Origin of the sequence: Klebsiella sp. 141161 (assembly GCF_050600815.1) — a bacterium.
Lineage (GTDB): Bacteria > Pseudomonadota > Gammaproteobacteria > Enterobacterales > Enterobacteriaceae > Klebsiella > Klebsiella aerogenes.
In genome coordinates this window covers 138,233-162,329 of sequence record NZ_JAQIRN010000001.1, presented here as the reverse complement: position 1 = coordinate 162,329, position 24,097 = coordinate 138,233, and the positions used below count along the sequence as shown (strand labels likewise).

Sequence of the window (24,097 nt, the reverse complement as noted above, 5' to 3'; positions counted from 1 at the left end):
GATGGAAGGCAAACTGCTTGAATATTACAACCGCGAGCTGGCCTATCTGCGTGAGATGGGCGCTGAATTCGCCGAACGCTATCCGAAGGTTGCCGGCAGGTTGGGCATGCGCGGTATTGAGGTCGCCGATCCTTACGTTGAGCGGATGATGGAGGGGTTCGCCTTTCTGACTTCCCGCGTCCAGCTAAAAATGGACGCCGAATTCCCGCGCTTTTCACAACGTCTGCTGGAGATGATCGCGCCCAATTATCTGGCGCCTACGCCGTCGATGGCGATAGCCGAACTGCAGCCGGACATCAATAAGGGCGATCTGAGTAAAGGTTTCGTGGTACCGCGCGGTACGATGATGGACAGCCAGGTACTGAAGAAAAACGGCGTCACCTGTAGCTATACCACCGCGCACGATGTCACGCTGTTGCCGCTGCGTATTGAGAAAGCCGAACTTGGCGGGATACCCGCCGATGTGCCGCTGGCCGCGCTTGGGCTCAGCCAGCGCGGCGCCGTCAGCGCTTTGCGCCTGCGTATCAGCTGTGAAGGGGCTCAACATCTTGGCCATCTGACCTTTGACCGGCTGGCGTTTTTCTTAAGCGGCCCGGATATTGAGGCGCTGCGCCTGCTGGAGCTGATTCTTGCCCACCAGGTCGGCGTGGTGTGCCAGACCACCGGGCGCGATCCGCTGCGTTTTTCGCTGAGCGAAGAGGCTATACAACAAGAGGGTTTCGCCGCCAATCAGGCGCTGCTACCGGAAGATCTTCGCAATTTTGACGGCTACAGGTTGCTGCACGAATACTTTGCCTTCCCGGCGCGCTTCCGCTTTATCAGTATTAACGGCCTCAGCAAGTTAATCGGTCAGTGCAAGGAAGAAAAATCCTTCGATATTATTGTTCTGCTGGATAAAACCGACGACCGGCTGGAACAAGTGGTGGAAGCTAACCACTTCGCGTTGCACTGCACGCCGGTGATTAACCTGTTTCCGAAAATCGCCGCCCGCCAGTCGCTGAGCGACAGCCAACATGAATACCATCTGGTGGTCGATAACATCCGCCCGCTGGACTACGAAATCTATTCGGTGAGTAAAATTCACGGCAGTGCCGATGGTCACCGCGACGATCGCGAGTTCCGTCCATTCTGGAGTTCATGGAGCAAGGATGCCGGAGATTACGGCGCTTATTTTTCACTGCGCCGCGAACAGCGGGTGCTTTCCGAACACGCGCTGCGCTATGGCACGCGTACCGGCTATACCGGCTCTGAGACCTTTGTCTCACTGGTCGATGAGCAGCATGCGCCGTGGCAGGAAGATCTGCGTTACATCACCGCCGAGGTGCTGTGCACCAGCCGCGATCTGCCGTTGATGCTACAACAGGAGCTGGGGCAATTCGTGCTGGCGGATTCGCTACCGGTAAAAACATTGAAAATGCGTAGCGGCCCGACGCCGCCGCGACCGGCGCTGGCGGAAGGGCTCAGCACCTGGCGGCTGATAAGCCAGCTGCAGATGAACTATCTCAGCCTGATGGACGGTGAAAATGGCGAAGGTGCAGCAGCGCTGCGCCAGTTGCTTGGGCTGTATGCCGGGCTGGCGGAGACCGCCGTGGCCCGCCAAATCGAAGGGGTACGCCACTGCGTGCTGGAGCCGGTTCATCGCCGGGTTCCGGAGCCGGGGCCGATCGTCTTCGCCCGCGGTATCGGCATCACCTTAACTGTAGATGAGCGCGCTTTTTCCGGCGCCAGCCCGTGGCTGTTTGGCAGCGTACTGGAACGGGTCTTTGCCCGGCTGGTGTCGCTCAACAGCTTTACCGAATTCACCTTATGTAGCCAGCAGCGCGGCGAAATCGGTTACTGGGCGCCGCGAATGGGGAAAAGGGCGCTGATATGAGTGAGACGTTGGCTACCATTCATCGCCTGACGCCGCTGGCGGACGTTTTCTGGCGCGAGGTTACCGCCGCGCCCTGGCGCTACGATCTTTTTCATCTGCTGCGCCGCATTGACGCGCAAGGGGGCGAACGTTACCCGCTTGGGCGCGCGCCGCTGCCGAAATTTGAATCGCTGCGCATCGGGCAAACGCCATCAATGGGGTTTGCCCCCGCGACGCTGGCCAGCGCGCAAAAACGGGAAAATAGCGCGGTGCATGAGATATCGATTCTCAGCTTCGGTCTGTTCGGCCCTAATGGCCCGCTGCCGGTTCATATGACCGAATACGCCCGCGAGCGTATTCATCATCATCAGGACGACAGCCTGAGCGCTTTTGCCGATCTCTTTCATCACCGCCTGACGCTACTGTTCTACCGCGCCTGGGCCGACGCGCAGCCAACGGTATCGTTAGACCGTGCGGATAACCGCCGCTTTGAGCGCTATCTCGCCTCACTCATCGGCATGGGTCAGCCGGGGCAACTGGAGAAGGGCGACCTGAGCCCGCATGCGCGTTTCACCCACGCAGGCCATCTCAGCCGTCATGGTCGGGATCCGGAAGGGCTGGAGAAGATCCTGCGAAATTACTTCAAAGTCCCGGTCAACATTATCAGCAACGTGCCGCAGTGGATGCCGCTGACCTCGCGAGAACAAGCGCAACTGGGGGCGGGAAGGCGTTTACCTCGCCTGGGCGTCTCGGCGTTTCTCGGCGTCGCGGTACGCGATGTTCAGCATAAATTCCGCCTTGAAATCGGCCCGCTTAGCGCCGCCGAATACGCCCGTTTTTTGCCGGGCGAAAACGCGGTGAACGAATTACGCGACTGGATCCGTCAGTATCTTGGGATCGAATATGCATGGGATGTCAGGGTACTTATCCGCGGCGATGAAATACCCGGTACGGTCCTCAGCGGCGACGGCAAACTGGGTTACAGCACCTGGCTTGGCCACCAGCCAGCCCCCGCGCCGCGTGGCGATTTAGTGTTTAGCGTGGAGCAGAGCGGCGCTTGATGTCGTCTGCTCTCTGACACCTTTATTAATGTTATCAATGGAACCGAACATGTCAGAAATCAGCCGTGCCGTACTCTTCGGCAAACTGGATACGCTGTTGTTTACCTCGCTGGAAAGCGCAACCGCCTTTTGTAAACTGCGCGGCAACCCTTACGTTGAGCTGGTGCACTGGCTGCACCAACTGATGCAGCAGCAGGACGGCGATCTGCAACACATTATCCGCCATTTCGCCCTTGATGAGCAGGCGCTGACCCGCGATATCATCGCGGCCCTGGATGCGCTGCCGCGCGGCGCCAGCTCGGTCTCCGACCTTTCTGAGCATATCGATAGCGCCGTCGAACGCGCGTGGGTTTATGGCTCGCTGAAATATGGCGTCAACCGCATCCGCGGCGGCCATTTGTTAATAGGGCTGCTGAAAACCTGGAATCTGGCTAATGTTCTGAAAGGTATTTCGCCGCAGTTTAGCAAAATCAATGTCGATGCGTTGAGCGAGAGCTTTGAGATGCTGCTGGCCGCCAGTAAAGAGAGCCAGCAGGCGGCGGTGGAGACGGCCAACACGGGCGCGACGCCGACGGCGCAGGGCACGCTGGCCCAGTACGGACAGAATCTGACGCAGCGGGCGCAGGAGGGCAAGATCGATCCGGTGGTTGGCCGCGATGAAGAGATCCGCCAGATGGTGGATATCCTGATGCGGCGCAGGCAGAACAACCCGCTGCTGACCGGGGAAGCCGGCGTCGGTAAAACCGCGGTAGTGGAAGGGCTGGCGCGGCGGATCGCCGCAGGCGATGTCCCGCAGCCGTTGCGTAATATTGAGCTGTGGCTGCTGGACATCGGTATGCTGCAGGCCGGTGCGGGCATGAAAGGCGAATTTGAAGCCCGTCTTCAGGCGTTAATTAACGAAGTGCAATCCAGCCCGACGCCGATCGTGCTGTTTATCGACGAGATCCACACTCTAATAGGCGCAGGCGGCCAGCAGGGCACCGGCGATGCGGCGAACCTGCTGAAGCCGGCGCTGGCGCGCGGACAGCTACGTACCATCGGCGCGACCACTTGGGCGGAGTACAAAAAATATATTGAAAAAGATCCGGCGTTGACCCGCCGTTTTCAGACGGTGCAAATCCACGAGCCGGATGAAGAGAAAGCGTTGCTGATGCTGCGCAGTACCGTATCGCCGCTGGAGAAACACCATCGGGTGCTGCTGCTTGATGAAGCAGTCAACGCGGCGGTGAAGCTGTCGCATCGTTATATTCCCGCGCGGCAGTTGCCGGATAAAGCGGTCGCGTTGCTGGATACCGCCTGCGCCCGCGTCGCCGTCAGCCAAAGCGCACCGCCGCCGCAGTTGGAAGATTGCCTGCAGCGCATTGCCGCCCTGGATGTGGAACTGGAGATTGCCCAACGCGAGAGCCGGGTGGCGATTGGCGATGCTCAGCGCATTGAGCAACTCAAGCAGGCGCGTCAGCAGCAGGAAACTGAACGCGATACCTTGAGTCGTCGCTGGGAGCAGGAACGCGCGTTGGTTGATGAAGTCATCGCGTTGCGCGCGCAATTGCAGGAGGCTGATGACGACGCCCAGCCGGCGCTGCGCCAGACGCTTAATGAAAAACAGCTGGCGCTAAAAACCCTGCAGGGTGAGATGCCGCTGCTGTTCGCGGCGGTAGATGAGAACGTAGTGGCGGCGGTGGTCGCTGACTGGACCGGCATTCCGCTGGGGCGGATGGTCAAAAATGAAATTGACGCCGTACTGAGCCTGGCCGACACGCTCAACCAGCGAGTGATTGGCCAACGCCACGGTCTGGATCTGATCGCCAAACGTGTGCGCACTTCACGCGCGCGGCTCGACGATCCCAATAAGCCGGTCGGCGTCTTTATGCTTTGCGGGCCATCCGGCGTGGGTAAGACCGAAACCGCGCTGGCGCTGGCGGAAGCGCTGTACGGCGGCGAACAGAACGTTATCACCATCAACATGAGTGAGTTCCAGGAGGCGCATACCGTCTCGACCCTGAAGGGCGCGCCGCCGGGTTACGTGGGTTACGGCGAAGGCGGGGTGCTGACTGAAGCGGTGCGTCGCCGCCCGTATAGCGTGGTGCTGCTGGATGAAATCGAGAAGGCGCATCCGGACGTGCACGAAATCTTTTTCCAGGTGTTTGATAAAGGCTGGATGGAAGACGGTGAAGGCCGCCATATCGATTTCCGCAATACAATCATTATTTTAACGTCTAACGTCGGTACCGAGCTGATTAGCGCTATGTGTGCCGACCCGGATCTGATACCCGAGCCGGAAGCGCTGAGCGGCGCGCTGCGTCAGCCGCTATTACAGGTCTTCCCGCCAGCGCTGCTCGGCCGCCTGTTGGTGGTGCCGTACTACCCGCTGAGCGATGCGATGCTGGGGCAAATCGTGCGCCTGCAGCTGGCGCGTATTCAGCGCCGTCTGCAGGACAATCACAACATTGTCTGCGAGATTGACGACAGCGTCGTCGAGCAGGTGGTTCAGCGTTGTACCGAAGTGGAATCCGGCGGGCGTATGGTCGATGCGATTCTGACCAACACGCTGCTGCCGCAGATGAGCCAAATTCTGTTAACCGCCAACCGTAACGATGAGCAGTTTACGCAACTGCGCATCAGCTATGCGCAAGGCGAGTTTCATTGTCAGTTTGCCGCGTAACACCATCAGAAAGTGAGTCTTAAGATGACGGATCACGAAAACAATCGGACTGTCCTGAACGCGCTGCCGGTCGGGTATCGTTTTAACGAATTTGAAATAAAGGAAGTGATTGGCGGCGGCGGTTTCGGCATTGTGTATCGCGCCTGGGACCATCAGCTGGAACGTACCATCGCGATAAAAGAGTTTATGCCTTCGTCGCTGGCGGTACGTAACGAAGATATGACCCTGGTACTGCGTAGCGAACGCTTCAGCAAAGCGTTCTCCGCCGGATTAAACAGCTTTATCCAGGAGGCGCGGCTGCTGGCGCGCTTTAATCATCCCAACTTGCTGCACGTGCTGCGCTTTTGGGTTCAGAACGACACCGCCTATATGGGCACGCTGTTTTATAGCGGCACCACCTTGAGCCGCCTGCGCGAACAGCAGCCAAACCTCATCGATGAGGCATGGATCCGCCGGATGCTGCCGATGCTATTCGGCGCCATTAAAACCATTCACGACGCCGGCTATTTGCACCGTGATATCTCACCGGAAAATATCCAGATCCAGGATAACGGCCTGCCGGTGCTACTCGATTTCGGTTCGGCGCGCCGGACCATCGGTAATCTCTCCGACGAAACCGAAACTATGCTGCGCCCGGGTTATGCGCCTATCGAGCAGTATACCGACGATAATGACAGCGAACAGGGCGCCTGGACCGATATTTATGCCGTCGGCGCTGTGCTGCATACGCTGATCGTGGGTTCACCGCCGCCGGTGAGCGTGGTGCGGAGTATTCAGGACAACTATCAGCCGCTGGCGGAACTGAAGCCGGCGGGTTACTCGCTGCCGCTGCTACAGGCGGTGGATAAAGCTCTGGCGCTGCGGGTGGAAGATCGTCCCCAGTCAATCGACGCGTTCGCCGAGCTGATTGAAATGCCGGTGTCCAGTATCGATGACGTCTTGTCGGTCAAAAAAACCGGCACCATGCTGGCGCTGGTCGAAGAGGAAGAACAGGCGCCGGCCGCGACAGACTGGCGGCGCTATAAGGTTCCGGGGATGGTCGCCGCAGGCGTACTGGTCGGCATTATTGCCGGCGGTATGCTGTTCAGCGGCGGCGGCAGCGAGGTGCAACCTGCACAGAGCGCCAGCGCCCAGCCGCCAGCGGCAGTTACGCCACCGGTAACAACGCAGACCGCTAACGTGCAGTCCGCTAACGTGCAGTCCGCTCCGCCCGTTGCTGTTCAAGAGAGCAAACCTGCCGCCGCGGCGGCGCCTGTTGCTCAGGTTTACGTGCGCATGCGGGAAGGGGAAAAGCTTAAACTCAATGGCGAACCTCATAATACGCAACCGGCCACAAACGGCTTCGCCTCGCTGAAACTGGCGCCGGGACATTATGAAATTTCCCTGCAGGGTAATGGACAAACCCGCGAGCAGACGCTGGAGATCGCCAAACCGGGAACCTGGCTTATTAATCCATCGAGTTGATAAGCCAAAACTGACGAGTGGAAGATGAGTATTTTTACTAACGTAATCGTTCTGGCCGTGGTCCTACTGTTTATTTATATTTTTGCGTCATTGCTGATTCGCGATGCGAAAAATAAAAAACTCAAAGCGGCTATCCACAATGATGGCGTTGCGGTATCTGGCACCATCACAAATGTGAGAAGCCGCTCGGGCGGTAATTCCGGGTTTATTAATATTAGCGTCGATTTTAATTACGTTAACGAAAAGGGTGAATTGCTGACCGGTCAGCGGGATATCGTTATTGATATTACGCGTATCCAAAACTTTCAACCGGGAAAGCCGATTCCGTTACGCTACTTGCGCCTTGACCCGCAACAGGTGCTGGTCGATCTGCCGAACCCATTGTTAACGCGCAGCTAGTGCTGCATATACTGTATCCCCCTGAATGGAATAATATTATGTCTAACAGGATCACCGTTCAGCTCCCCGTTGAGGGGCTGCTTTTCTGGAAACTCAGCGGACATGAAGCCATGTCGGAAATGTTCGAGCTCAGCTTAACGCTGCTTGGCAGCGATGCGCGTCTGGATCGCAGCAAGCTGCTTGGCCAGCCGGTCACCGTGACCATTCCGACGCAAAACGCGCTGAGTTCGCGTTATTTTAACGGTAAAATTACCCGCGTGGCGGTGAGCGCCGTTGAGCTGAGCGGTATCCGCTACGCCGCTTACCAACTGACCGTTGAACCCGACTTATGGCCGATGAAACGCGACCGCAACCTGCGTATATTCCAGGGGCAGACGGTACCGCAGATCATCAATACGTTGCTGAGTGAATACCAGGTCAACGTTGAGGATAAGCTGAACGGCAGTTACCGCGTCTGGGATTACTGCGTCCAATATCAGGAAAGTAGTTTCGCCTTTATCAGCCGCCTGATGGAGCTGGAGGGGATTGCCTACCATTTCCGTCACGAGGCGGGTAAACATACGCTGGTTCTGACCGATTCAGCCACCCAGCATCAACCGGTAAGCGGCTATGAAACCATTCCCTACCACCAGACGGCATCGGGCGGTATTACCACTGAAGAGGGGATCGGTCAGTGGGCGCTGGAAGATAGCGTGACGCCGGGGATTTACAGCCTCGATGACTATGATTTCCGTAAACCTAACGCCTGGCTGTTTCAGGCGCGGCAGAACCCGGCATCGCCCTCTCCGGGCAGTATCGACGTGTACGACTGGCCGGGGCGGTTTGTCGATCACGGACACGGTGAATTCTACGCCCGTATCCGCCAGGAGCGCTGGCAGGTAGAACATCAGCAAATTCAGGCGTCCGCCACCGCGGTGGGCATCGCTCCCGGCGCAACGTTTACCCTAACCAATGCGCCATTCTTTAGCGATAACGGCGAATATTTGACGACCTCCGCAGATTACTTGTTTGAAGAGAACAGCTACGCCAGCGGCGGCAATAGCGATATCTCGCACCAAATCCATTTTAGAGTGATCCCCTCTTCGGTAGTCTATCGCCCGGCGCAGGTAACCGACTGGCCGCGCACCTATGGCCCGCAGACGGCGAAAGTTGTCGGGCCTGAAGGGGAAAGCATCTGGACCGACAGGTATGGACGCATCAAAGTGAAGTTTCACTGGGACCGCCACGCCAAAGGCGATGACACCAGCTCATGCTGGGTTCGCGTGTCGAGCGCCTGGGCAGGCCAGGGCTTTGGCGGCGTGCAAATTCCCCGCGTCGGCGATGAAGTGGTCATTGATTTTATCAACGGCGATCCTGACCGCCCGATCGTCACCGGACGTGTGTATAATGAAGCCAGCATGCCGCCATGGGATCTCCCCGGCGACGCCACCCGGATGGGCTTTATGACGCGGAGTAAGGATGGGAATATTGATAACAGCAGTTTCTTGTTCTTCGAAGATAATCCGGGCAATGAATCCGTCGAGATGCATTCAGAGAAAGATATGAAGATCTCGGTAGAGAATGATAAAACAATATTGATTGATGGCAATCGCAATACAACTATACAAAAAAAACAGCAGGATCATGTTATTGGTTCCGTAATGCAGACTTACGAGGACTCTTGGAATATTACTGTTACTAATGCTGTTATCAATACATTTAATGGGGGAGAAAAAACAACCATCCAAAAAGGACGCATTCTTAAAATAACTAGCGGAGGTGATGACGTAAATATAAATGATGGCAGAGCTACAAATATAACAGGGGATGACACACTACACATCACGGGGGCATTGACTAAGACAATTGAAAATGGAAGCCACGCAGACATTAAGGGTGGACAAAGTAAAGTGATCAATGGTGGTTTATCCATTAATGTGGATACCGGGGATTGGGTCCAGAATGTCAATGCGGGTACTATTACCATCACAAGCCCTCTGGATATTACATTGAGAAGTGCAACCAACATAAATATTCAAGCACCAAAGTCAAGTTGTACTATTGCAGGGCATAAAGAAGCAATTACGGGGAATAGTGCGAATATAACTGGTGCATCGGAGAGCTTAACTGGCGCTGCTGTTGATGTAAAGGGATTGTCTGTTAGTTTGGCCCATTCGTATGTAGCTCACAATGTTATATCAATTAGCCACAAAACATTTGAACTTAAAAATAGCCCCATGGAACTTAAGAAAATAGGCGCTCTGATTTCAAGCGGAGCTATTCATTGGAGCTCAAAGGCTTTAACTTTATTCTTATAAAAATGGTGACTATATGGATTTTTTAAATACGAAGTGGTTTTATATTCTGCTTGTGGCATGCATTATAGCATTCTATATTATTGGGCGAGATTTTCGTAGTTCCGTTATCCCTATGATTAAAGCAGGGTTTATTGAAAGTGCTGTTCTTAAAACAGGAATCGCAGTAAATGCCGATATTATTGCTGCACATCAAACTAGTATGTGGGGTGGAAATAAGCCAATATACCATTTGACCTTAAAATTTAAAACTCTTGAAGGAGTTGAAACCGAAGCGAGTGTTGATATGGGGCTAAGCTTTGAAGAAATTGAAAGATTTAAACCCGGCAATGGGACAACAATAAAATATGACGCTAAAAATCCTAAACGAATCGCAATTTATGACAGACCATTGTTTTTATAAGTTGACAATTATTTATATTTAAAACCTAAAGACCTAACAATGAACTTTATTTATCAACACTCTTTGTTAATTGTCATTGCATCGGTTGCATTTAGCTTTTTTCTATTGTTCGGTTCGTTGCGAAGTCTCAAAGGACAGGGAGGGGACCTTACTGAAATAAAAAACTGGTTAAACCGTGAGCGCTGGCCCGGTGAGATCAAAAACGCATCTCTGGTAAGTTGGCGTCAAACTAACGCGACCAATAATTTCGATTATTATTTTGTATTTACCTTTGATGCGAACATTGAGGGTACGACAAAACAGTATAATGCTGCCGCCGTAGTACGTGCTTCAGAAATCCCAAAATTAAAACCGGGGCTTCAATTAACTATAAAGCATGAGGGCGTTCCGCCAAAACGAATGGCTGTTATGGATGTGGATTATGAATAAATAGTCGGCTGGACTTACTATGTCTGTGGTCATTCATATGGCCACTTAGAAATACTCACAATATGTCTAATTGGAGAAATGGAGTAAGCTATCGATGATGGTTTTTGTTAATAGCACGGATGCAACCCTATGAATGTTATCACGGAACCATCTTTTATCTTTGGCATTGTGATGACAATCATAGCATTAGGTATATCATTTGCTGCATTCAAACCGAATAAAACTGAAGTCTCAGCAATTAAAAACTGGTTGTCGAGAGATAAGTGGTCCGGTCAAACAATCCAGGTCCCGGTAGAATCATGGCGTCAGACAGAAACAAAATACGGCAATGATTATATTTATGATTTCTATTTTAGTGCGAATATAACCGGTTCTGTGAAAAAATACATTGCGAAAGGCATTGTGAGACCCAATGACGTTCATAAATTAAAGAAAGGAATGTTATTATCAGTAAAGTACAGTAATCACACGCCTGTAAAGATCGCGGTTATTGCTGTCAATTATTAAATTGTAAGCCATGAGCAAATAAGGCTTGTCACGATGGATATACTCTTTTTTGTCGCCATGGGGCTGATTGTCCTGGTGTTTGGTATCTATCCCATGGCCCGTTTTCTTTATCAGGATGTTTACCCGTATTTAAAGGATAGTTTCACCCACAGTGAGGTCCTGCAATCCGGGATTGCGGTCAACGCGGATATCATTGCCGCACACCAGACCAGCGCCTGGAGCGGAAGTAAACCGATCTATCGTCTCACCTTTAAATTTAAGACCCGCGAGCAGGTGGAAGTCCAGGCTAGCCTGAATCACACCCTGAATTTCAGCGACATTGAGCGTTTTAAGCCGGGTAATGGCACAACGATTAAATACGATCCGGCGAACCCGCAGAGAATTGCGCTATACGACAGGCCGCTTTTTTTGTAATCCCGCTATTTTCCCATGCACGAGTCTCATTTCACTGATTACTCAGCAACGTACAAAGACCTCCTATGAAAATCATTAAACCCTTACGCCTGAGCGTACTGAACCGGCCATTCCGCTGGCAGGGCAAAAATTATCTTGGCGTTTCGGTGCTGGCGTTGGCGGATATGGGGCCAAACCCGCAACTGCGCCCTGAAATGGAACTGTGGCAGCTTGCCGCCGACGAACTACAAACCAGCGGCGGCGTGGTGGATATGGCCATCCCTAAAGTCCGCGCCGAATTTCTTGCCACCGGTTTTGCCTATACCCATCATCAGCAGGAAAAAAGCGCCTGCGTGGCGCGCATCGATATCGACAAACTGAGTAAGTCGTTGGTGGTGTTCGGCGATCGCGAGTGGACGGGGCAACGTATGACCCGACCGCAGCCGTTCAGCGAAATGCGCCTCGACTGGAGCCGCGCCTTTGGCGGCGGTGATTATGCCGACAACCCGCACGGTCTTGGTGTCGCGCCGGTAAAACAGCAGGGGCGCGAGCATCATCCTCTGCCGAATATTGAACCACTGGAGGGAAGAGTAAGCTCGCCGCAGCAGAAACCGCAGCCGGCAAGTTTTGGCCCGTTGGATATTCAGTGGCCGCGGCGCTTTAGCCGAATGGGCAAAAAATATGATGCCAGTTGGCTACAACAGGAGTTTCCCGGTTTTGCCCGCGATATTGACTGGAAAGTCTTTAACGCCGCCAGTTCGGATCAATGGTGGGAGGATCGGGATACCTTGCCGCCAGGGGCGAAATGGCGGATCTGGAATATGCATCCTGAGAAATCAATGCAGGAGGGCCAGTTGCCGCCGTGGCAGGCTCGCTGTTTTATACATCGCCAGCGCGCGGATGAAACGCTATTCGAAGAAATTGCCTTACGCGCCACCACGGTATGGTTCTTTCCCCATCGGGAACAGATGATGCTTATCTGGCAGGGGCACATTCGTATCAATGAAGACGATGCCGCCGACGTCCTGCAGCTGATCCCGGCGCTGGAAAAAGAGGGTGCCGCCCGTTCGCTTAATCACTATCGCAAGGTACTGGCCCAGCGAATGGATAAAGAGAAGGGCGCGCTCTTCTCCTTTCGCGAAAAGGATCTCATACCGGAAGAGACCATCGGCCCGTGGATCGACAATGAAATTGAACAGTCGCCGAGTCCGCAGCAGGAGAATATGAAAAACCGCGCTCATCTGCTGCGTGAACAGCACCGCGCCGCCATCGAAGCCAGCGGCGGTGATATCGATAGCCTGTTGGCGGATATCGACGAGCCCACGTTGCCTAAGCTTGAAGACCTGCCGGAGTTTATCGCCGACATGGAGCGTCAGGCGCAGGAAATGGAGAATGATGCACAACAGCGCAAGCGTGAGATGGAGGCGCAATATCCGCAGTTGAATAACGATGAAAACCAACCGCGCGGCCCCGAATCCATGCACCGGATGCAGGAGATGCTTCATCAGCACCAGCAGGAACTGAGTGAGAAAAAGCGCGCGCAAACGCGCGAGGCGCTACATCAGATGTACCTGGCCGCGGTGCAGCATCAGCCGCCGGCGGTCCGGCTGAAGGGCGATCTGGCGATGATCCTGCGCCAACGCGCCGAGCGTACCATGGCGCAGGGCGGCAATTTTAGCGGGATGGATCTGACCGGCGTTGATTTTTCCGGCATGGATTTTCGCGGCGCCAATTTTGAAAAGGCGTTACTGGAATGCGCGGACCTCAGCCACTGTCAGCTGGATAACGCCTCTTTTCAGGGGGCAGTGCTGGCCAGAACGGAGCTACAGCATTCGTCGCTGCGTAACTGTGATTTTAGCGGCGCCAGCCTGGTACTGGCGGAGTGCCATCAAAGCGACTTCACCGGCGCTCGCTTTGAAGATAGTCAGTTACAGAACGCGCTGTTTGCGCAATGCATTTTCGATAACGCGACGCTAAAAACGCTGATCCTTCGGGAAATCAGCCTGATTGACTGCCGTTTTCAGCGCGCCGAGCTGGATGGCTGCGTCTTTATGGAACTGACGCTGGCACAACCTGATTTCAGCCACGCACGGCTGCACAAATGCTCGTTTTTACAATCTGAACTGGAGCATGCCATTTTCCACGAGGCGACGCTGGAAAGCTGTTCGCTGGTGCAGACCATCGCGGAGCGCGCTGATTTTAGCGCTGCAACATGGCTAGCCAGCGCTGCGGTTTCGGAATGCTCACTTATCGGCGCCGACTTCAGCCACGCGACGCTGCAGCAGAGCAATTTGCGCCAGACGCCATTACAGGGCGCGCGCTTTGCGCTGGCAAAAATCGAAAACAGCGATCTGAGTGAGGCCGATTGTCGCGATGCCAGCTTTATACGCGCGAATCTGGTCGGCAGTCTGTTTGTTCGCACCGATTTTCGCGAAGCCGATTTTACCGACGCCAACCTGATGGGCGCGCTGCTGCAAAAAAGCCAGCTTGCCGGAGCCAATTTCGAAGGCGCCAATCTGTTCCGCGCCGATCTTTCACAATCCTTTACCAGTAAAACCACGCGGCTGGACGGCGCATGGACCAAACGCATTAAAACTCTGCCGAAGCGCGATGGAGAAGTGATATGACGATACTGAGCCCGGAGGAGCTCGTTCAGCGCATCAAAAACGGCGAGCCACTCAATGAAATATCGTTGGATGGTATCAACCTGCAGGGCTGCGATCTCTCCGGCGGACTGTTTCAGGAGGTGTCGCTACGCGGCGCTAATCTGCAAAATGCCAATCTGCATGAAGCCCTGTTTACCGAATGCCAGCTGCAGAACCTGCAGCTGCAAGGCGCCCAACTTAATCAGACGACCTTCAATCAGTGTGAAATGACCCATCTTCAGGCCGCTGAAACCACGCTTGATAGTTGCGTGTTTAATCAGTGCGACCTGCAAGAGAGCGATTTCTCGGCGACGACGCTGCAAAGCAGCCAGTTTATGCGTTGCCAGATGAGCAGGAGCCGTTTTCGCGGTTCAACGCTGGAACGCAGCGTGTTTTATGAGGCTGACCTGACTCACGCCAGCTTTGCGCAAAGCCGCGGTCTGTTGACCACCTTTTACCATATTGATTTGCGGGACACCGCGCTGGACGGAATGCAGTGCGACCGGCTGGTGTTTTTCCAGTGCGATCAGCGCGGCAAAGACTATTCAAGGCAGGGCTTTACCGGCTGCCAGTTCACCGATTGTCCGCTGGACGGCGCGAAGTTTAACGCCGCCCAGTTAACCCAGTGCAATTTCAAAGGCGCGTCATTGCGTGAAGCAGAGCTCAATCAGGTGAATGCCAGCCAGGCGCTGTTTATGGAGGCCGATCTGCGCGGCGCCCAGTGTCGCGGCAGCCTGTTCGACCAGGCAATATTTGTCGGCGCGATACTGGAGCAGGCCGACTTTAGCCAGAGCAGGTTGTTCCAGAGCGTTTTACAGCGGGTTCAGGCCGCCGGAGCGCGATTCGCGCTCTGCGATCTGACGTGGAGTGATTTTTCCGCCGCCGATCTGCGCCAGGCGGATCTGCGCGGCGCGACCTTTTCCCGCACCCGGCTGCATCGCGCCCGCCAGGACGAAGCGCTGTTTACCGGCCGCCAGGGGATCCTGGAATACGATGAAGAGTTATTAGCCGCTGAGGCGTGGAGCGCCCAGCGCCACAGCCGTTGTTAAGGAGACAACAGATGACAACTATTAATCACAAACTGGCCCAGGCGGTGATGCCGCCGGCGCAGGCTTCCGGCACGGTGACCCATTGCTTTGCCGACGGTAGCGTGACCGTCGAGAGCGAAGGGCGCGGCTGGCACTGTCGGCGAGCGGTCAGCTGTCTGATCGCGCCGCAGGCTGGGGATCGCGTACTCATCAGCAGCGTGGACAACCAGATCTGGCTGTTAGCGGTGCTGGAGCGTGATGAAAGCCGGCAGGCGGAGCTCAGCGTACCGGGTGACCTGCATATTCGAAGTCAGGGGGAACTCAGCCTCAGCGGTCAGCGGCTGTGCGTCAATGCCGCGCAGGGGGACTGCCATATCAGCGAGATGAACTACAGCGGCGATAAGCTCTCGGCATGGGTGACGCTGTCACGTATTGTCGGCAAGCGCGCCGAATCGGTCTGGCAAACGGTGACGCAAATTAGCCACAATCTGCTGCGCACCACCCGGCAGACCGAGCAGGTACGCGCCGGGCAGTTGGATATGAAAGCGGAAGATTACGCCCGGCTGCATGCGCACAATACGGTCATCACCTCAAAAGCGATCACCAAAGTCGATTCAGAACAGATTCATATGGGCTAAGGAGCTAATCATGTTTGCCAACTGCCAGCTTTTCGGTGTCGATTTAGCCTTTCCCGACGTCTGTCTGACGCCGATGCCGGCGCCAACGCCGATTCCCTATCCGGATATCGCGCTGGGGCCGACGGCGATCCCTAACGCGCTCAATATTCTGTTTATGGGCATGCCCGCGCACAATATGGCGACGGTGACGCCGCTCACCAACGGCGATAACCCCGGCGTGGCGACCGGGGTAGCGTCAGGTACGGTGATGGGACCATCGCGTCATCTGACCGGCGCATTTACCGTGCTGCTGAAAGGCACGCCGGCGACGCGTCTAACCAGCGTTAGCCTGCAAAATTCGACAAACGCGGTCGGTATGCGCATCGTACCCAGCCAGTTCAAGGTATTGATGCTGGCGCCGTAAGCTGTCGGCTATGCGAGAAAACGATTACAATCGCTCAACTGAATCATTTTTTGTGCAGAGTTATAAGGGTCAAGATGAATCCGAGCGTCATTCAGTGGAATGAAGACAATTTCTCGCAAGTTGAACGCTATAACGGCGTGGCTGTTGTGCGTTTTCATGCGCCGTGGTGCGGCCCTTGTCAAAACAGCGAAAGTCTTTTTCTCCAGGCGGCCGACCGGCTACCGTCTGATGTTTTAGTCGGTACAGTAAATGTTGTTCAGGCTCCGGTGCTGGCGGCGAAATATAGCGTCTGGGGGTTACCCAATACGCTTGTTTTCCGCGATGGTCAGGTGGTGGAGCGTCTCAGCGGCCCGCAAACATTCAGCACTATTTTGGCAGCGATAATTCGCGCCCAGGCCCTCATCTGATGTCGATAGTTTCTCCGATAGTGGGGCCCGTCTTCTACGATCTCCTGCAGCATGGTCGGGAGTTAGACCGCGCTATTGCGCGCCGGGACGCCAGCTTGCTGAATCACTCCACTCCAGGACTTGAACGCTACTTTTCGCGTCCACCAGGCGAACTTCCCCGGCAAAACCCATTTCCGGTCGCCGCGCTATTCCCACTGTTCTTAGTGGCTTTTGCATTCAACTTGCTACCATTTTTGCAGACGCTCCCGCCATTCTCGGCACCGATACGGGTAGCGAGTTTTTTTGTACCGGCGCTGGTGATAATATTTTTTCTGTTAACCAGCGGCGTGTTGCTGGCTCGCGGTTATACCCTCGGGCTGAAGGGATTTCTGGCGCTATTTCTTATCCTCTCAGCGTCAACGGTGGTGCAAGCATTGCGAGCGATGGTTAGCGCAGGTGAAAGTCTCTGGCCGCTGGCGTTCGCCGCGCTGGCATTACTGTGTTGCCGGCTAATATTTAACCGCCAGGGATTCGTGCTGTTCGCGATTTATTGTCGTAGCCAGCGGTTGGCTCTTCTCGCGGGCAAACTACGTCAGAAGCGCAGATAGAGAGCGGCGAAGACGGTGAGCAACCCCTGACTATCAACGGATAGCCAGGGGTTTTGTTTATTGCGGGTAGTTAAACGCGTCAGGATGGTTTTCAAGGCTGCCGCTCAGCGCGGCAAACAGCACGGTTTTGCCATCAATCGACAGCGCATCGCTGACGTTAAGCCAGGTCAGTTTTTCCTGCGATGTCTTCTCATTAACCACCGAGAAAACGCCCGACATCTGTTTGGATTTTTCCGACCAGATCACGGCGATACGTTCGCTTCCGCAATCGTGTGGTTTACAGGCGCTTAATACCTGCCAGGACTCAGAGCCCAGTTTCACGGTCTGTGCCGGAGAACCGGTACCGCCGCTGTTAACCCAGGCCGGGAGTTTATGGCCTTTCACCATCTGGCTGAACGACGCTTTGGTCGCATTATCTTTAGCAAGTGAAGTCAGCGTGACATCACTTTGCGCCATAACGCTGGCGGATGCGGTGAGTGCGACGATGGCGGCAAGTGCTTTGAACATGTTTCCTCCTGGAGTTGATATGTCCTCATTTCGGGCCCCTTAATAGTGGGCGCAGAGCATCATTAATGCAAATGAACATATTTATACAATGAATGTGATCCCCCGCGCAAAGCGTGGACTTATCCGGCTTTGACATGTCATGATGCACATTGGTTAAATTTTTGTATTAATAGCCGAGAGTGAAGGGCTAATACAAAAGGGCATATTAATTCAGGCGATAACGCATGGCGTATTTGAATCATCTGTTGACGTTTATTGAAAGTAATCCGGCTCTGGCGATCGGCTTTAACCTTATTCTGCTGGTCGTCTCCGGCATCTTTGCCCATCTTTTGTGCAAGTTTTTGCTGATTAAAGTGATACGCAAGGTGTTCTTCGCCAGCCATAAGCAGGACGTACCGCTGGAAAAAGACCGCCGTATCTCCGAGAAACTGTCAAACTTCATTCCGGTTATTATCGTCTACTACGTTCTGCAGTTTATGCCCAATATGCCGGCATCGCTGGTAACGGCGATTAATACCATCTGCGGAATTTTGTTTTTTATTTTTCTGTCGATCTTCTTCAACGAAATGCTGGATATCGTCAATAGCTCTTATCTGCGTAAGACCAAGCGCAAAAACCACTCCATCAAAGGCTATATCCAGATAGGCAAAATCTTAGTTCACATTCTGGCCGCAATTATGATCCTCGCCGTGATGTCGAATAAATCACCGGTGATTATCATTTCCAGCCTCGGCGCCGTCGCGGCGGTGCTGATGTTAGTGTTTCAACATACCTTGCTGTCGCTGGTGGCCAACGTCCAGCTATCGTCCAACGATGTCCTGCAACTGGGCGACTGGATCGAAATGCCCGACAAGAACCTGAGCGGGGAAGTGACGGATATCGCGCTGCATACCATTACTATCCGTAACTGGGACAACACCATTTCGCGTATTCCGACCAAGAATTTCCTTACAGAAACGTATACCAACTGGCAGGCGATGTTCTCGTCCGGCGCACGGCGGATCATGCGTAGTATTAATATCGATCAGCACTCGGTGACCTTCCTGAATCAGGAGATGTTAACCCCGATGCTGGCAATCCGCGGGGTGAGTGAGCCGCTCAGTAAATTACTGGATGGCCGGGATCCGGGCGGCGTCGCGGATCGCTGGTTTATTGATAACGGGTTGACTAACCTGACGCTGTTTCGCCATTACCTGATGAGCTATCTCGCCGAACGGCCAGATATCGTTAAAGATATGTACATCGTGGCGCGAACGTTAAAACCGTCGCCGTCCGGGCTGCCGCTGGAAATCTACTGCTTTACCTCCTCGACGTTATGGATGGATTACGAGAACACTCAGTCCGCTATTTTTGAATACATTACCGCCGTGGCCGGGCAGTTTTCACTGCGTCTTTACCAGTATCCCGCCGGGCATGATTTCTGGCGCTTATCGCAGGAAAACAGTTCACGGACGACGACACCGCCGTCGACGGAAGGGCCATAATTGGCGCGTATATCCATCTCGGCAACAGGATGTTCAGAGGATGCTGAAGTTCATTAAATACAGTTTGCTGCTCAGTGCGGCCGTCAGGGACAGAATAAAAACCAACGATCCGCAGCAGCTTGAAAAGCTTAAAGACAGATTAAAAGACCGGATGGGTATTCCGGTCGGCTGGCATATGTCAGGAATACCGCTGGTAGGGGCTATGATTCTGAGCATGTTCGCTTTTGCCCTGGCTCAACCTTATCTCTGGTTGGCGGTGTTCGAGCTATTTGGGCTGCCGCAGTATGCCGTGATGGCGGCGATTGTGCCTGTATCGCTAATTTATAGTCTGATAATGGTTCTGACGATGTACTTCGTTGCCAGAGGCAATTTTCTGGCGCTTAAATTATCACTGGCTTTGATGGCTTTTAGCGGTCTGGTTGCGATTGTTTATTTTCTTTCTGTTTGCCTGGGGGCATTATTCGGCGCCGGACTAAAACCAGGATTTCTCATTAGCGCCGTGCTGGGGCTAGTATTCATTTTAGGCGGTATCCGATGCATTAATAGCCAGACTTTTTACCGTGCAAACGCCCTTTATCTACATAACAGGGTCTGGCGAAAACAGCTTAATATTCAGCGCCAGACGCTGCGCCGCGCTTCACGTTAGAAAAGGGCGGCAACAGGCCAGTTTTAGCCTGGCCTTATTTTATAAATCAATAAGCAGATTCGTGCTGCGGCTGCGGGAGCAGCACAGCGCGACATGCTGCACGATGGCGCATTTTTCTGCTGCTGACTGCACCGTATCACGATGATCCACCTCTCCCTCAACCACCCTGGTCAGACAGGCGCCGCAAATCCCCATCTCACAGGAGAGCGGCACTGCCACACCATTTTCCTGCAATACCTGCGCGATGGTTTGATTGGCGGCGACAGGCCAGCACTGGCCAGAAGAGGCGAGCGTCACCGTAAACGACTCTTCCTGCCGAACGTCGTTGGCGGGCATTGACGCCTGAAACGCCTCCTCATGGATCTGCTCAGCATGCCAGCCTTGTATCGCCGCCGCCTGGCGCGCGGCGGCCATAAATCCCGCCGGCCCACACACGTAAAGCCGATCTTCACGATGAGGAACGCTCAACCTTCCAGGCAAATTTTCTCGCGGGCTCTCGCCTTTAGCTGAGCTATAAATCCTCACGTTTTCAGGTGCCAGCTTGCGGGTAATCGCGGCTACCAGGGCGCCGTTTTCAAGGCGGTTGAGGTAATACTGCAAGGTAAATGGCTTTCCTTGCGCCGCTAACGCCCGCGCCATGCTATACAGCGGCGTAATGCCAATCCCGGCGGCCAGCAGGGTGACATGTCGCGCCGTCTGCAGGGCAAACTGATTTCTCGGCGGTGATATCATCAGCCTCTGACCCGGTCGCAGCGTCTCATGGATGTAGCGCGAACCGCCGCGCGACTCTGCCGATCGCGCCACGCAAATCAGATAACGTTCCAGCCTGCGGTGGCTCCCGGTGAGTGAGTACTGACGGGTCACGCCGTTCGCCAGATGCAGATCGATATGGGCGCCGGGCTGCCATGCGGGTAATGGGGCGCCGTCAGTCGTCACCAACGTGACCGCCAGATTATGTTCGCCTTCACGCCAGAGACCATCGACAACCACCTCAATCAGATTACTCATCGTATAACTCCTTGCTCAGACCAGGAAAAACTCACCGAAACCCAGCCGCTTCAAGCCGCGACGGTAGGCAATTGAGCTACGGTCGGCTGGAATATGTGCTTCCAGGGTAAGATCCAGAGGTAGCGTCTCCGGGCGCTGGCTCTCGACCATCAGCCGGTCTTCTTCGAACACGCGAAGGTTGAAAGCGTAGATTTCCTCCACCGGCACATGCAGGTCGAAATTGCGGGCGATAGGGGCAAACATTCGCGTGACCCGTGATGAGACGGGCGAGGCGGCATTCATAATAACCAGCCGGGCCTCGCCGGGAAAATGAATCGTCAGGGTGGCGGTAAAGGGCAAATGCATCTCAAAGCGACGCAGCCATTGAAATCCCTCCGGAGCGCGGTAGCCGGCGCTTGCCGAATAATTGCCGACCGTACTCCAGTAGTCGACGACAAACCCGTTTTCCGTTTCCTCAGGCAGGTAGTCAGGAACCTGTTGATTCTCCGCATCGGCGAAGGTGTCGGTATGGATCCACGCAAAATGCGCCACATCAAGAAACCCTTCCACCTGACGGCCTGCAAAGCCATTGACCTCAAACGCCGGGCAGGTCAGTTGCTGGAATCCGTCGTCTGCCCAGTGTGGCATGGTCGGTAACCGCGGGGGATTGTCAGCATCATAATCGAGACATACCCATACCAGACCATAGCGTTCTTCCGCCGCGTAGCAGGTCAGGTTTAATTTCGCCGGTATCGGCTGATTTGGGCTGGAGGGGATTCGGTTACAGCGGCCATCTTCCCCAAAGCGCAGGCCGTGATAAGGGCAAATGATACCTTCTGCGTCATGAAAACCTAACGTCAATGGTACCCCGCGGTGGGGACAGACATCGCGGGCGACCACGACTCGTTCGTGCAGGCGATAGATAACCAGTTTTTCATCCAGCAGGGTGGCTTTCACCGGTTGCGGGCCGATATCAGCGCTGCGCGCCACCGGATGCCAGCATTTTGCCAGCCGCAGCCAGTCCTGGGGTTCAAAGGTGCAATGCGCGGGGGGCGCGAGCGGTTGTCTGTTCATCGTCTTGCTTCCTGATGGCTAAGTTGATTGTTTAATTGTTGTGAGTTAATTGTTGCCATAGTAGGGTGTTGACATCCATCAGCATTAATTCAGCTATCCGTTGCAAAAATCAGTACAGGTAACCGATGAGTCCTTTCTCACGATTTGCTCGCTATTTTATGGAAGTGGCCCGCAGCGGCAGCCTGCGCCGGGCGGCGGAAAAACTGCATATTTCAGCTTCGGCGATTAACCGCCAGATACTGCAGGCTGAAGCGTCCTTCGGCACGCCGCTGTTTGAACGGCTGCCGGAAGGTTTGCGGATGACCACCGCAGGCGAGCTGTTGTATGACAATCTGCTGCGCTGGCAAAAAGAGTTTCGCGTGACCCAACAGAAATTTGATGAACTGCAGGGGCTAAAACGCGGAACGGTGAATGTCGGTATGGTGCAGGCGCTGGCCGAAGGGAGTTTTGCCGCGGCGCTGGCAGAGATTATCAACCAGTACGAGTGGCTGGAACTGATGTTGCAGGTCGCTGATAGCCAGAGCATCAGCGACAGAGTACGTCAGTCCGATGTCGATTTTGGTCTGATCCTCGATCCTGAAGGTCAGGCGGGTCTCAACGTACTGGCGTTTATTGAAATGGAAGTCGGAGTAGTACTGCATCCGCACCATCCTTTTGCCGCCGCGCCCGCGATCTCGCTGGGGGAACTTAGCGATGAACGGCATATTATTCCCGGCGCGCCGTTAATAGTGCATGACCGGGTGGCAATGCTCTATCACCATTATGATTTTTCGCCGCCCAACACCGTTAGCTGCAATGATATTCGTCTGATTAAATCGCTGGTGCTTAAAGGCGGCGGGGTGACGGTCCTGAGCCTGCTGGATGTGCAGGACGAGGTAAACAACGGTTCGCTGGCGTTTGTGCCGCTACGTAATAAGCTGCTGCGGCCTTTGACTCTGGCGCTATGCACCGCGCCATCGCGCCAGCTATCTCGTCCGGCGCAAATGGCGATTCAAAAACTAACGCTGGTGATGGAGGAGATGCGTAGCGCTGCTCACTGTCAGCCTAATGGCCCGCCCTGAATGGTTTCGCACAAGCCGTTGATAATACGCTCGCCGGTTTCCGTTTTCAGTTCCTGGTACCAGGCTTTGGTTAACGCCATATCCTTACCGTGGGTGATATCACAGCGTTTACGCGCTTTGAGCACCAGGTCACGCACCCGTTCACAACGCAATGCTTCGTACTGGCGCAGCGCGGTGACAATATCGCTATTGTCGCGCAGTACATTACCCAGCACGACCGCGTCCTCCATCGCCGCGCAGCCGCCCTGGCCGATATCCGGCGTGGTGCTGTGCCCGGCATCGCCCAGTAGCGCCACCTTGCCACGCACCAGCTTATCAAAAGGTTCAATATCGTGAATTTCTATCCGATTGGTGGTCTGCGGGTCGAGTACGGCGATAAGCTTTTGCACCGGCGGCGCCCAGCCGGCGAAGTAGCGGGTTAAATCGTCGCGCAGGGTGAGGCGATCTTCCGCTAATCCGGCCGGCAACGGCACATCGAAGAAGAAGTAGAAACGTCCGCCCGCCACCGGCATCAGCGACACGCGTTTCCCTTCGCCGACATACGTCGTCCACTGATCGGCGGGAGCAATGGACTCATCAATATCGACCAGACCATTCCAGTTAACGTAACCGGCATAGCGGCGTTCCGGCGTATAGCCGAGCACATATGGCCGCAGCGCCGAATGGCTGCCGTCGGCGGCGATGACCATATCGCCGTGCGCCTCGCTACCATCGGTAAACCAGACGGTGACGCCGTCGGTATGTTCTTCCACGCGGGTGACCCGCTTGCCGAACTGCACCTGCTCACGCCCCCAGAAATCAAGCATCTCGCGCTGCAGTTCCGTTCGCGACACTGGCGAAGGGCGGCCCTGCGTACGTTCTACCAGCGGCGCGAGGCTGAAGCGGGTGAGTGTTTCCCCGCGTTGATACTCCTTATACGCCAGATAATGCATCGGGCCGCCATAAGCGTCGATGATCTCGCCCATCCCCAGGCGGTTCATACACTTGACGCCGTTGGGCCAGATAGAGATCGCGGCGCCAACCGGCTTAATCTCTTTTACCGCTTCGAACACTTCGCATGCGATGCCTGCGTTACGGAGCGCCACCGCGGCGCTCAACCCGCCGATTCCCGCGCCAATCACGATTGCTTTCATTGTCTTCCCCTTAGGTGTGTTATTTAAGGGGTT

The 24,097-nt window shown here is 54.7% G+C and carries 23 protein-coding genes; 19 read left to right on the top strand and 4 right to left on the bottom strand.

From position 1 onward, the window contains the following. Window position 1 precedes the first annotated feature (1 nt). The 16 genes from tssF to PGR79_RS00765 all read left to right on the top strand — a co-directional run bounded on the left by tssF (window position 2) and on the right by PGR79_RS00765 (window position 17,172). On the top strand, window positions 2–1,873 hold the full coding sequence (tssF, locus tag PGR79_RS00840; protein ID WP_020078759.1) for a type VI secretion system baseplate subunit TssF: 1,872 nt from the start codon (window positions 2–4) through the stop codon (window positions 1,871–1,873). Continuing rightward, window positions 1,870–2,913, top strand: coding sequence for a type VI secretion system baseplate subunit TssG (gene tssG, locus PGR79_RS00835; protein WP_213794030.1), 1,044 nt, complete (start codon window positions 1,870–1,872; stop codon window positions 2,911–2,913). The genes tssF and tssG overlap by 4 nt, the downstream gene beginning before the upstream one ends. Window positions 2,914–2,962: 49 nt before the next feature. Beyond that, complete coding sequence (gene tssH, locus PGR79_RS00830) at window positions 2,963–5,575, top strand: type VI secretion system ATPase TssH (RefSeq protein WP_430920833.1); 2,613 nt, start codon at window positions 2,963–2,965, stop codon at window positions 5,573–5,575. Between the two features lie 24 nt (window positions 5,576–5,599). Next, on the top strand, window positions 5,600–7,039 hold the full coding sequence (locus tag PGR79_RS00825) for a serine/threonine protein kinase (protein WP_430917577.1): 1,440 nt from the start codon (window positions 5,600–5,602) through the stop codon (window positions 7,037–7,039). Window positions 7,040–7,063: 24 nt separating this feature from the next. Further along, window positions 7,064–7,438, top strand: coding sequence for a DUF3592 domain-containing protein (locus tag PGR79_RS00820; RefSeq protein WP_032708080.1), 375 nt, complete (start codon window positions 7,064–7,066; stop codon window positions 7,436–7,438). A gap of 38 nt (window positions 7,439–7,476) precedes the next feature. Further along, window positions 7,477–9,735, top strand: coding sequence for a type VI secretion system Vgr family protein (locus tag PGR79_RS00815; protein WP_430920831.1), 2,259 nt, complete (start codon window positions 7,477–7,479; stop codon window positions 9,733–9,735). Window positions 9,736–9,748: 13 nt separating this feature from the next. Then, the gene (locus PGR79_RS00810; protein ID WP_308959007.1) at window positions 9,749–10,135 is read left to right on the top strand and encodes a DUF3592 domain-containing protein; all 387 of its coding nucleotides are present in this window, start codon (window positions 9,749–9,751) and stop codon (window positions 10,133–10,135) included. A gap of 39 nt (window positions 10,136–10,174) precedes the next feature. After that, window positions 10,175–10,564, top strand: coding sequence for a hypothetical protein (locus PGR79_RS00805; RefSeq protein WP_349177262.1), 390 nt, complete (start codon window positions 10,175–10,177; stop codon window positions 10,562–10,564). A 129-nt stretch (window positions 10,565–10,693) separates the two neighbouring features. Continuing rightward, on the top strand, window positions 10,694–11,071 hold the full coding sequence (locus PGR79_RS00800; RefSeq protein ID WP_430920829.1) for a hypothetical protein: 378 nt from the start codon (window positions 10,694–10,696) through the stop codon (window positions 11,069–11,071). A gap of 33 nt (window positions 11,072–11,104) precedes the next feature. Further along, a complete protein-coding gene (locus tag PGR79_RS00795; protein ID WP_430920828.1) occupies window positions 11,105–11,485 on the top strand; it encodes a DUF3592 domain-containing protein in 381 nt (126 codons plus the stop codon). A 65-nt stretch (window positions 11,486–11,550) separates the two neighbouring features. Next, window positions 11,551–14,091, top strand: a complete 2,541-nt coding sequence (locus tag PGR79_RS00790; protein WP_430920825.1) for a DUF2169 domain-containing protein — start codon at window positions 11,551–11,553, stop codon at window positions 14,089–14,091. Then, window positions 14,088–15,158, top strand: a complete 1,071-nt coding sequence (locus tag PGR79_RS00785; RefSeq protein ID WP_430920822.1) for a pentapeptide repeat-containing protein — start codon at window positions 14,088–14,090, stop codon at window positions 15,156–15,158. Before PGR79_RS00790 ends, PGR79_RS00785 begins: the two co-directional genes overlap by 4 nt. An 11-nt stretch (window positions 15,159–15,169) precedes the next feature. Beyond that, entirely contained in the window at window positions 15,170–15,775 is a 606-nt protein-coding gene (locus PGR79_RS00780) for a DUF3540 domain-containing protein (protein WP_430920820.1), read from the top strand. A 10-nt stretch (window positions 15,776–15,785) separates the two neighbouring features. Continuing rightward, on the top strand, window positions 15,786–16,178 hold the full coding sequence (locus tag PGR79_RS00775) for a DUF4150 domain-containing protein (protein WP_015366584.1): 393 nt from the start codon (window positions 15,786–15,788) through the stop codon (window positions 16,176–16,178). Between the two features lie 74 nt (window positions 16,179–16,252). Then, the gene (locus PGR79_RS00770) at window positions 16,253–16,585 is read left to right on the top strand and encodes a thioredoxin family protein (protein ID WP_430920818.1); all 333 of its coding nucleotides are present in this window, start codon (window positions 16,253–16,255) and stop codon (window positions 16,583–16,585) included. After that, window positions 16,585–17,172 (top strand): hypothetical protein, encoded by a 588-nt coding sequence (locus PGR79_RS00765; RefSeq protein WP_430920816.1) that lies wholly within the window; start codon window positions 16,585–16,587, stop codon window positions 17,170–17,172. The genes PGR79_RS00770 and PGR79_RS00765 overlap by 1 nt, the downstream gene beginning before the upstream one ends. 57 nt (window positions 17,173–17,229) lie before the next feature. Here the strand turns inward: PGR79_RS00765 and ivy are convergent, their stop codons facing one another. After that, window positions 17,230–17,679 carry an Ivy family C-type lysozyme inhibitor gene (gene ivy, locus PGR79_RS00760; protein WP_430920814.1) on the bottom strand — a complete coding sequence of 150 codons (450 nt, stop codon included), beginning with the start codon at window positions 17,677–17,679 and terminating at the stop codon, window positions 17,230–17,232. A gap of 224 nt (window positions 17,680–17,903) precedes the next feature. Between ivy and PGR79_RS00755 the strand changes: the two genes are divergently transcribed. Further along, entirely contained in the window at window positions 17,904–19,163 is a 1,260-nt protein-coding gene (locus PGR79_RS00755; protein WP_430920812.1) for a mechanosensitive ion channel family protein, read from the top strand. A 40-nt stretch (window positions 19,164–19,203) separates the two neighbouring features. Then, window positions 19,204–19,809, top strand: coding sequence for a hypothetical protein (locus tag PGR79_RS00750; protein ID WP_228302248.1), 606 nt, complete (start codon window positions 19,204–19,206; stop codon window positions 19,807–19,809). A gap of 39 nt (window positions 19,810–19,848) precedes the next feature. Here the strand turns inward: PGR79_RS00750 and PGR79_RS00745 are convergent, their stop codons facing one another. Both PGR79_RS00745 and hpxD read right to left on the bottom strand, forming a co-directional pair. Beyond that, on the bottom strand, window positions 19,849–20,817 hold the full coding sequence (locus PGR79_RS00745; RefSeq protein ID WP_430920810.1) for a PDR/VanB family oxidoreductase: 969 nt from the start codon (window positions 20,815–20,817) through the stop codon (window positions 19,849–19,851). A 15-nt stretch (window positions 20,818–20,832) separates the two neighbouring features. Continuing rightward, window positions 20,833–21,870: a molybdenum cofactor-independent xanthine hydroxylase subunit HpxD gene (gene hpxD / locus PGR79_RS00740; protein WP_430920808.1), complete on the bottom strand. Its 1,038-nt coding sequence runs from the start codon at window positions 21,868–21,870 to the stop codon at window positions 20,833–20,835. Window positions 21,871–21,995: 125 nt separating this feature from the next. Between hpxD and hpxR the strand changes: the two genes are divergently transcribed. Further along, on the top strand, window positions 21,996–22,931 hold the full coding sequence (hpxR, locus tag PGR79_RS00735; RefSeq protein WP_430920806.1) for a LysR family hpxDE operon transcriptional regulator HpxR: 936 nt from the start codon (window positions 21,996–21,998) through the stop codon (window positions 22,929–22,931). Here the strand turns inward: hpxR and hpxO are convergent. Further along, entirely contained in the window at window positions 22,910–24,064 is a 1,155-nt protein-coding gene (hpxO, locus tag PGR79_RS00730; RefSeq protein ID WP_430920804.1) for an FAD-dependent urate hydroxylase HpxO, read from the bottom strand. The genes hpxR and hpxO overlap by 22 nt on opposite strands. Window positions 24,065–24,097 lie beyond the last annotated feature (33 nt).

What these genes read in the sequence shown, in the direction of transcription:
- tssF (WP_020078759.1), top strand. Translation starts at nt 2, where the DNA reads ATGGAAGGCAAACTGCTTGAATATTACAACCGCGAGCTGGCCTATCTG.
- tssG (WP_213794030.1), top strand. Translation starts at nt 1,870, where the DNA reads ATGAGTGAGACGTTGGCTACCATTCATCGCCTGACGCCGCTGGCGGAC.
- tssH (WP_430920833.1), top strand. Translation starts at nt 2,963, where the DNA reads ATGTCAGAAATCAGCCGTGCCGTACTCTTCGGCAAACTGGATACGCTG.
- PGR79_RS00825 (WP_430917577.1), top strand. Translation starts at nt 5,600, where the DNA reads ATGACGGATCACGAAAACAATCGGACTGTCCTGAACGCGCTGCCGGTC.
- PGR79_RS00820 (WP_032708080.1), top strand. Translation starts at nt 7,064, where the DNA reads ATGAGTATTTTTACTAACGTAATCGTTCTGGCCGTGGTCCTACTGTTT.
- PGR79_RS00815 (WP_430920831.1), top strand. Translation starts at nt 7,477, where the DNA reads ATGTCTAACAGGATCACCGTTCAGCTCCCCGTTGAGGGGCTGCTTTTC.
- PGR79_RS00810 (WP_308959007.1), top strand. Translation starts at nt 9,749, where the DNA reads ATGGATTTTTTAAATACGAAGTGGTTTTATATTCTGCTTGTGGCATGC.
- PGR79_RS00805 (WP_349177262.1), top strand. Translation starts at nt 10,175, where the DNA reads ATGAACTTTATTTATCAACACTCTTTGTTAATTGTCATTGCATCGGTT.
- PGR79_RS00800 (WP_430920829.1), top strand. Translation starts at nt 10,694, where the DNA reads ATGAATGTTATCACGGAACCATCTTTTATCTTTGGCATTGTGATGACA.
- PGR79_RS00795 (WP_430920828.1), top strand. Translation starts at nt 11,105, where the DNA reads ATGGATATACTCTTTTTTGTCGCCATGGGGCTGATTGTCCTGGTGTTT.
- PGR79_RS00790 (WP_430920825.1), top strand. Translation starts at nt 11,551, where the DNA reads ATGAAAATCATTAAACCCTTACGCCTGAGCGTACTGAACCGGCCATTC.
- PGR79_RS00785 (WP_430920822.1), top strand. Translation starts at nt 14,088, where the DNA reads ATGACGATACTGAGCCCGGAGGAGCTCGTTCAGCGCATCAAAAACGGC.
- PGR79_RS00780 (WP_430920820.1), top strand. Translation starts at nt 15,170, where the DNA reads ATGACAACTATTAATCACAAACTGGCCCAGGCGGTGATGCCGCCGGCG.
- PGR79_RS00775 (WP_015366584.1), top strand. Translation starts at nt 15,786, where the DNA reads ATGTTTGCCAACTGCCAGCTTTTCGGTGTCGATTTAGCCTTTCCCGAC.
- PGR79_RS00770 (WP_430920818.1), top strand. Translation starts at nt 16,253, where the DNA reads ATGAATCCGAGCGTCATTCAGTGGAATGAAGACAATTTCTCGCAAGTT.
- PGR79_RS00765 (WP_430920816.1), top strand. Translation starts at nt 16,585, where the DNA reads ATGTCGATAGTTTCTCCGATAGTGGGGCCCGTCTTCTACGATCTCCTG.
- ivy (WP_430920814.1), bottom strand. Translation starts at nt 17,679, where the DNA reads ATGTTCAAAGCACTTGCCGCCATCGTCGCACTCACCGCATCCGCCAGC.
- PGR79_RS00755 (WP_430920812.1), top strand. Translation starts at nt 17,904, where the DNA reads ATGGCGTATTTGAATCATCTGTTGACGTTTATTGAAAGTAATCCGGCT.
- PGR79_RS00750 (WP_228302248.1), top strand. Translation starts at nt 19,204, where the DNA reads ATGCTGAAGTTCATTAAATACAGTTTGCTGCTCAGTGCGGCCGTCAGG.
- PGR79_RS00745 (WP_430920810.1), bottom strand. Translation starts at nt 20,817, where the DNA reads ATGAGTAATCTGATTGAGGTGGTTGTCGATGGTCTCTGGCGTGAAGGC.
- hpxD (WP_430920808.1), bottom strand. Translation starts at nt 21,870, where the DNA reads ATGAACAGACAACCGCTCGCGCCCCCCGCGCATTGCACCTTTGAACCC.
- hpxR (WP_430920806.1), top strand. Translation starts at nt 21,996, where the DNA reads ATGAGTCCTTTCTCACGATTTGCTCGCTATTTTATGGAAGTGGCCCGC.
- hpxO (WP_430920804.1), bottom strand. Translation starts at nt 24,064, where the DNA reads ATGAAAGCAATCGTGATTGGCGCGGGAATCGGCGGGTTGAGCGCCGCG.